The sequence below is a fragment of the Rugamonas sp. genome (assembly GCF_025354735.1).
Lineage (GTDB): Bacteria > Pseudomonadota > Gammaproteobacteria > Burkholderiales > Burkholderiaceae_D > Rugamonas.
In genome coordinates this window covers 1-8,162 of record NZ_JANXMI010000172.1, presented here as the reverse complement: position 1 = coordinate 8,162, position 8,162 = coordinate 1, and the positions used below count along the sequence as shown (strand labels likewise).

The window sequence follows — 8,162 nt, the reverse complement described above, 5'->3', positions numbered from 1 at the left end:
CAGCGGCACCGGCTCCCGCCGCGCCGCCCGTGGCCCCGGCCTGCGCCAGCGCCGCGCGCTGCCAGCCGCCGCCCAGGGCCTTGACCAGATACACGGAGCTGACCATCTGCTTGCCGCGTATCTGCACCGCCAGGCGCTGATTGTTGAGCAGCGTCTGCTGCGCCGTGATGACGTCGAAATAGGTCTCGACGCCGCCGGTATAGCGGTCGTTGGCCAGGTCCAGCACGCGCTGCGAGCTGCGTACCGCGTTGTCGGCCTGGGTGTTGGCGCGCTCCAGCGCCGCCAGTCCCTCGACGCCATCCTCCACTTCCTGCATCGCCACCAGCACGCTCTGGCGATAGCCCGCCACCGCGCCCGTGTACGAGGCCTTGGCGATATCGACATTGGCGCCGGTCTTGCCGGCGTCGAACAGCGTCTGCGTCAGCGCGCCGCCCAGCGACCACAAGATGCTGGGCGCGTTGAACAGGGTGCTGGCGGTGTTGCTGTCCCAGCCGCCGCTGCCCGACAGCATGATGGTCGGGAAGTAGGCGGCGCGGGCGATGCCGATGGCGGCGTTGGCGGCGGCCACCGCGCGCTCGGCCGAGGCGACGTCGGGCCGGCGCTGCAGCACGTCGGACGGCAGGCCGACCGGCAGCGCCGGCGGCGTCAGTCTGACGACGGCCGGCGCCAGCTTGAAGCTGGGCGCCGGCGTGCCGGCCAGCGTGGCGATGGCGTGTTCGTATTGCGTGCGCTGGGTGTTGAGCAGTTCGAGCTGGGTCTTGCTGGCGTCGAGCAGCGACTGCTGCTGCGCCAGATCGAGGCCGGACGAGGCGCCCAGCTGGTGGCGCGCGTCGATGAAGTCGAAGGCCTTGTTTTGCAGGACGATGCCCTGATTGAGCACGTCGATCTCGGCATCGAGCTCGCGCAGGTTGAAGTAGTCGGCCGCCAGCTCGGACAGCAGCACCAAACGCGTGTTCTCGAAATCGGCGCCCGCCTGTTCGGCCGTGGCGCGGGCGTTGGCCACCGTGCTGCCGACGCGGCCGAACAAATCGGCCTCGTAGTTGACGGCGAAGCCGAGCTGGTAATTGTTCTGGACGATGGAACTGTTGGCGGTCGTCAGCGACGCCAGCGGACGGTCCGCCGACGAGCGCGTGCGGCCGGCGCCGGCCTGCAACTGGGCCGCCGGGAACAGGCCGGCCGAGCTGACCGTCACCTGCGCGCGCGCCTGCGCCAGGCGCGAGGCCGCCACCACCAGGCTTTGATTGCGCTCCAGCGTTTGCCGCGCCAGCTGGTTCAGTTGGGCGTCGTCGAACAGGGTCCACCAGTCGCCCTTGACGGCGGCGTCGTTCGGCGCGCCGGTGTGGAAGGGCGCGGCCGAGCGCGGGTCGGACCAGGCGGCCGGCATCTCGACGCCGGGCTGTTGGTAATCGGGCGCGCTGGCGCAGCCGGCCAGGGCCAGCGCCGCGCACAGCGCGAGAGGGCGGCGCGACGCCATCATGGCGCCGCCTTGGCGGCCGTGGCCGGGGCCGCCGCCGTCGCCGCGCCCTTGGCCTGCGCGGCGGCCGGCTGCTGCACCGAGACCACGTCGCCGTCGGCCAGCGAGTCGGCCGGATTGACGACCAGTTTGTCGGCCACCGTGATGCCGTTCAAAATTTCCAGCTTGTTGCCCAGGTCGTGGCCGAGCAGGACGGTTTGCAGCTTGACCTTGCCGTCGGCGCCGACGGTGGCCACGCGCGTGCCCTCGGCGCGGAACAGGATCACGTTCTGCGGCACCAGCAGCGCGTTGGAGCTGCCGCTGATGGGCAGTTCCACCTGCACGTAGGCGCCGGCCAGCAGCGCGTTGTCGTGGTTGGGCAGATTGATTTCCAGTTGCAGCGTGCGGGTGGCGGCGTCGATGGCGCCGGCGGTGCGCGCGACCGTGCCCTTGAACTGCTTGCCGGCCAGTTCGGCCTGGGTGACGATGACGCTGTCGCCGGCCTTGATGCGCTGGGCGTAAGCCTGCGGCACGTAGACGTAGACGCGCAGCGGGTCGACCTGGGCCAGGCGGAACAGGGCGCGGCCGGCGCCGCCGTTGCCGGCGTCGATCAAGTCGCCGACATCGACCGTGCGGCTGGTGATGACGCCGGAGAAGGGCGCCAGCACGCGCTTGAATTCCTCGGTCTTTTGCAGGCGCCGCACGTTGGCGTCGGCGGCGGCCAGGTTGGCCTGGGCCTGGGTGTAGGCGCTGCTGCGCTCATTGAGTTCCTGGGCGGTGACGGCGTCCTTCTTGCGCAGCGCCTCCCAGCGCTCGGCCGAGCTCTTGGCCAGCTCCAGGCTGGAGGCGGCCTGCTGACGCGCGGCGACGGCCTGCGACAGCTGCTGGTCCACTTCCGGGGTGTCGATTTCGGCCAGCACGTCGCCCTTGTTGACGCGGCTGCCGATGTCGGCCTTCCAGCGCAGCACATAGCCGCTCGAGCGCGCGTAGATCGGCGACTCGATGATGCCTTGCAGCGTGCCGGGCAGCGTCAGCGGCTCGCTGCTTTTCGCGGTGCTGGCGTTGACCGTGGTGACGAACTGGCGGGCCAATTCGCTGTTCGATTTTTCCAGCGCGTCGGCGTGCGAGGCGCGCATCACCATGGTGACGACGGCGCCGGCCAGCAGCAGGCCGATGACGATGGCGCCGGTCCACTTGGCGCGTTTCAGGATGGGGGCGCGGTGCGGCGCGTGGTGTGGTTGCGAACCGTCGGCGGCGGCGCCGTGGATGCCGAGGGCGGCGTGGCGATTTTCAGTCATATCAGATAGTCCCTTCTACTGCAGGCGATGTGGGGTTGGGCCGGTGGGCGTCACGGGCCGCTTTGCGGTGTTCGAGATAGCGGTGGATGCCGGCGAAGACCACCGGCACGAACAGCAGCGTGGAGATGGTGGCGAACAGCAGGCCGCCGATGACGGCGCGGCCCAGCGGCGCGTTCTGCTCGGCGCCTTCGCCGAAGCCGATCGCCATCGGCACCATGCCGATAATCATGGCCAGCGCCGTCATCAGCACCGGCCGGATACGGGTCGCGCCCGCCTCCAGCGCGGCCGACAGCGGCGGCAGGCCGTCGTTGAGGCGCTGGCGCGCGAACGACACCATCAAAATACTGTTCGCGGTGGCCACGCCCATGGTCATGATGGCGCCCGTCAGGGCCGGCACGCTGAGCGTGGTCCCGGTCAGGAACAGCATCCAGACGATGCCCGCCAGCGCGGCCGGCAGCGCCGTGATGATGATGAAGGGGTCGACCCACGACTGGAAGTTGACGACGATGAGCAGGTAGACCAGCACGATGGCCATCAAGAGGCCGACGCCGAGGCCGAGGAAGGACGAGTGCATGGTTTCGACCTGGCCGCGCAGCACGATGTGGCTGCCGCGCGGCAGTTTCGGCGTCATCTCGTCGATGACTTTTTGCACCTGGTCGGCGACGGCGCCGAGGTCGCGTCCCTCGACGCTGGCGTAGACGTCGACCACCGGCGTCAGGTTGTAGTGCGACACGTCGGCCTGCTGCACGGCCGGGCGCACCTGCACCAGGCTGCCCAGCTGCTGCGAGGCGCCGGTGCCGCTGCCGTTCGGATTGGCGCGCACGGGCGTGCGCAGCAATTCATCGAGGTCGTTGATGCGGTATTGCGGCGTTTGCACGGCGATGTTGTAGACCACGCCGTTCTGCGGATTGAGCCAGAACGCGGGCTGCGTCTGCGAGCTGCCCGACAGCGACACCAGCAGATTCTGCGCGACGTCGGCCGGATTGATGCCGAGCTGCTTGATCTGGCTGCGGTCCAGGTTCAGGTTCAGCGTCGGCAAATCCTGGCGTTGCAGCACGTGGACGTCGACGGCGCCGGCGATGCCGCGCACCCGCTTCATCAATTCGCTGGCGATGGCGTAGTTGCCGTGTTCGTCCTTGCCGGCGATCTGGATGTCGATCGCGGCCGGCTGGCCGAAGTTCAAAATCTGCGTGACGATGTCGGCCGGCTGGAAGAAGAATTCCACGCCGGGGAAGCGCCGCGGCAGTTCGCGCCGCAGCCGGTCGATGTAGATCTGCGACGGATGGTGGTCTTCGCTCAGCGACAGCTGGATCTCGGCGTCGAGCGTGCCGATGGTGCCGGCGTTCGAGTACGACAGGTTGATCGAGCTGTAGGGCGTACCGAGGTTGTCGAGCACCACGGTCAGTTCCTCTTTCGGGATCACGTCGCGGATGACTTTTTCCACCTCGTCGGCCTGGCGCGCGGTTTCCTCGATGCGGGTGCCGGTCGGCATGCGCATGTGCAAACGGATCTGGCCCGAATCGACGCTGGGGAAGAAGTCGCGGCCGATGCCGAACACCAGGGCCAGCGACAGCACGCAGAAAGCGAGGAAGGCGCCGCCGAACAGCTTGCGGTGGGTGAGCAGCGAGGACAGGATGATGATGTAACCGCCGCGGAATTTTTCAAAGCTGGCGTCGAAGCTGCGGTAGGCGCGCTGCAACAGGCTAGGTTTGGCGTCCGGGTGGGCCGGAGCGTGGTCCATCATCAGCATCACCATGGTCGGCACCAGGGTGCGCGACAGGATGTAGGAGGCGATCATCGCGAACACCACCGCCTCGGCCAGCGGCACGAACAGGTAGCGCGCCACGCCGGTGAGGAAGAACATCGGCACGAACACGATGCAGATGCACAGCGTGGACACCAGCGCCGGCACCGCGATTTCGCCGGCGCCGTCGAGGATGGCCTTGTGCAGGTCGGCGCCCTGGTGCAGGTGGCGCTCGATGTTTTCGATGGTGACGGTGGCGTCGTCGACCAGGATGCCGACGGCCAGCGCCAGGCCCCCCAGCGTCATGATGTTGATGGTCTCGCCCAGCATGTACAGCACCAGGATGGACGACAGTATCGACAGCGGGATCGAGACCGCGATGATGCAGGTGCTGCGCCAGTTGCCGAGGAACAGCAGGATCATGGCGGCGGTCAGGCCGGCGGCGATGATGGCTTCGCGCACCACGCCGCTGATGGCGGCCTTGACGAACAGCGACTGGTCGAACAGCGGCGTGATCTTCAAATCCTGCGGCAGGCTTTGCAGCGCCGCCGGCAGCATGGCCTTGAGCGTGTTGACGATATCGAGGGTGGACGAGCCGCCGTTCTTGAGCACCGACAGCAGCACGCCGCGCTCGCCGTTCTGGCGTACGATATTGGTCTGTGGCGAGAAGCCGTCGCGCACGCGCGCCACTTCGGATAGATAGGTGGTGCTGCCGTTCTTGGTCAGCACCGGAATGTTGTTGAGGCCGGCGATGGTGTCGGGCGAGCCGTTCATGTTGACGTTGAATTCGGTGTTGCCGATCTTCGCGGTGCCCGACGGCAGGATCAGGTTCTGGGTGCTGATGGCGGTGACGACGTCGGTCGGCGTCATGCCCTTCGCCTGCAGCGCCTGGGTGTCCAGGTCGACCGACACCAGGCGCGATTTGCCGCCGTAGGGATAGGGCACGGCGGCGCCGGGGATGGTGACCAGTTGCGGACGCAGGAAGTTGACGGCGGTGTCGAACAGCGACTGCTCCGGCAGCGTCTTGCTCGACAGGGCCAGCTGGATCACCGGGATCGACGAGGCCGAATATTTGATAATCAGCGGCGGCGTGATCCCCGGCGGCAGCTGCTTGACCTGGGCCTGTTCGATCGCCACCACCTGAGCGATGGCGGTGCGGATGTCGGCCGTCGGCTGGAAGAAGATCTTGATGATGCTGGTGCCGGCCAGCGACTGCGACTCGATATGCTCGATGTCGTTGACGGTGGTGGTCAGGCTGCGTTCATTGGTCGACGCGATGCGCGCCCCCATTTCCTGGGCCGACAGGCCGCTGTACTGCCAGATCACGCTGATGACCGGAATATTAATTTCCGGGAAAATGTCGGTCGCCATCTTGCTCAGCACGAGAGGCGTCGACAACAGGATCAGCAAGGCCATCACGATGAAAGTGTAGGGCCGTCGCAGCGCTATATTAACTATCCACATCTGATATTTTCCGCGTCAAATGGACGACACCCGGCCGCCGCAAGGGCTGCGGCGGTGGGCGGGCGTCCGGCAATGCTGTCAGGGTTTGGGACAGACGATGCTGGCGGCATTGCCTACAATTAGGGCAAAATCATAGCACGGACCTGTACGTGTACGTGCATGTTATGCAGGATGATACTTACTAATACACTACGTTACACGGCGGCCGGATTAAAACGCGGCGGCGGCCCGCGCGAGGGCCGGCGCGAATATCTGCGGTGGGAGCGACAAGTATGCTAAATAGTGATTATGATGTTATAAATAAATATTCGATAAGCAAGTAACGCGGCGGGTAAGAATGCCGCCGCCCGCTTCATCACCGTAAAGATCGAAGACCATGAACCCGCCAGATCCCTTGCCGCATCCCCTGCCGCTGGTCATCGTTCCCGCCTGTGTCAACCCGGTGGGCGCGCATGCCAACTACACGGCGCAGCTGAAATACGTCGACGCCGTCGCCACCGGCGCCCATTGCATGCCGTTGATTTTGCCGGCGCTGGGCGCGGCGGCCGATCTCGATGCGCTGCTCGACGCGGTCCACGGCGTGATGCTGACCGGCTCACCGTCGAACGTGCATCCGGGCCTGTACGGCGAGGCGGCGGCCGGCGAACAGCCTTTCGACCATGCGCGCGACGCCACCACGCTGCCGCTGATCCGCGCGGCGCTGGCGCGCGGCATGCCGCTGCTGGCGATCTGCCGCGGCTTCCAGGAACTCAATGTGGCGCTGGGCGGCACGCTGCATCAGGCGGTGCACCATGTCGACGGCATGATGGACCACCGCGAAAACCCGGGGCACACGCTGGCGCGGCAGTACGCGCCCGCGCACCGCGTGCTGCTCGAAGCGGGCGGCCGTCTGGCGCGGCTATTGGACGGCGCCGGCGCGATCATGGTCAATTCTCTGCACGGACAGGGCATCGCGAAGCTGGCGCCCGGCCTGGCCGTCGAGGCCCGCGCCGACGACGGCCTGGTTGAAGCGTGCAGCGTGATTGACGCTCCAGGCTTTACGATGGCGGTGCAGTGGCATCCGGAGTGGCTGCTGACCGAGAATGAAAATTCCATGAAGCTGTTCGCCGCTTTCGGACTGGCCTGCGCCAGCTACCGGCAATACAAGCACGCCAAGCACGCCAAGCACGCGCGGCCCAGCGCCGGCGACGAATAAAAACCAAGAGAGAAAACGATGGCGATACGCGAAAATTTTACCTACACCGACATGGACCTGTGGCTGAACGAAAAACGCGTCACGGAAATCGAATGCCTGGTGCCGGATTTGACCGGCGTGGCGCGCGGGAAGATACTCCCGCGCGGTAAGTTCACGCAGGAGCGCGGCATGCGGATACCGGAGGCGGTGCTGGGCATGACCGTGACCGGCAATTATCCGGTCGAAGACGCCGGCTATGACCGCGCCATTTCGACCACCGACCGCGACATGATACTGAAGGCCGATCCGACCACCATCACGATGGTGCCGTGGGCCTCCGACCCGACCGCGCAGGTGATACACGACTGCTATTTTTCCGACGGCCGCCTGGTCGATTTCGCGCCGCGCTCCGTGCTGCGCCGCGTGCTCAAGCTGTACGAGGAAAAAGGCTGGAAGCCGGTGGTGGCGCCGGAGCTGGAATTTTATCTGACCGCGAAAAACACCGATCCCGACCTGCCTTTGCGCCCGCCGGTCGGCCGTAGCGGCCGCGCCGAAACCAGCCGCCAGGTCTACAGCATCGACGCCGTCAACGAATTCGATCCGCTGTTCGAGGACATCTACGACTACTGCGCGCTGATGAATCTCGACGTCGACACGCTGATCCACGAGACCGGCGCCGGCCAGATGGGCCTCAATTTCCAGCACGGCGACGCGCTGGCGCTGGCCGACAACGTCTTCTACTTCAAACGCACCTTGCGCGAAGCGGCACTCAAGCACGATATGTATGCCACCTTCATGGCCAAGCCGATGGCCGGCGAGCCCGGATCGGCGATGCATGTGCACCAGAGCGTGAGCGACGCCGCCACCGGCCGCAATATCTTCAACACGGCGGACGGTTCGCCGTCGGCCCACTTCCGCCACTACATCGGCGGCTTGCAGCGCTACACGCCGTCGGTGATGGCCATCATGGCGCCGTATGTGAACTCCTATCGCCGCATCGTGCGCCACACGGCCGCGCCGATCAACATC

General features: G+C 66.3%; 5 protein-coding genes. 2 read left to right on the top strand and 3 right to left on the bottom strand.

The annotated features are described in order from the left end of the window. From Q0S71_RS14070 to Q0S71_RS14060, 3 genes are all read right to left on the bottom strand, one after another. Window positions 1-1,477: efflux transporter outer membrane subunit (locus tag Q0S71_RS14070; protein ID WP_295996655.1), on the bottom strand; the 1,477-nt coding region annotated here is incomplete at its 3' end. Continuing rightward, the gene (locus Q0S71_RS14065) at window positions 1,474-2,751 is read right to left on the bottom strand and encodes an efflux RND transporter periplasmic adaptor subunit (protein ID WP_295996652.1); all 1,278 of its coding nucleotides are present in this window, start codon (window positions 2,749-2,751) and stop codon (window positions 1,474-1,476) included. The genes Q0S71_RS14065 and Q0S71_RS14070, both read right to left, overlap by 4 nt. A 1-nt stretch (window position 2,752) precedes the next feature. Beyond that, on the bottom strand, window positions 2,753-5,959 hold the full coding sequence (locus Q0S71_RS14060; protein ID WP_295996649.1) for an efflux RND transporter permease subunit: 3,207 nt from the start codon (window positions 5,957-5,959) through the stop codon (window positions 2,753-2,755). A gap of 376 nt (window positions 5,960-6,335) precedes the next feature. Between Q0S71_RS14060 and Q0S71_RS14055 the strand changes: the two genes are divergently transcribed. After that, complete coding sequence (locus Q0S71_RS14055) at window positions 6,336-7,154, top strand: gamma-glutamyl-gamma-aminobutyrate hydrolase family protein (RefSeq protein ID WP_295996647.1); 819 nt, start codon at window positions 6,336-6,338, stop codon at window positions 7,152-7,154. Window positions 7,155-7,172: 18 nt separating this feature from the next. After that, a partial coding sequence (locus Q0S71_RS14050) for a glutamine synthetase family protein (RefSeq protein ID WP_295996645.1) occupies window positions 7,173-8,162 on the top strand: 990 nt, incomplete at its 3' end.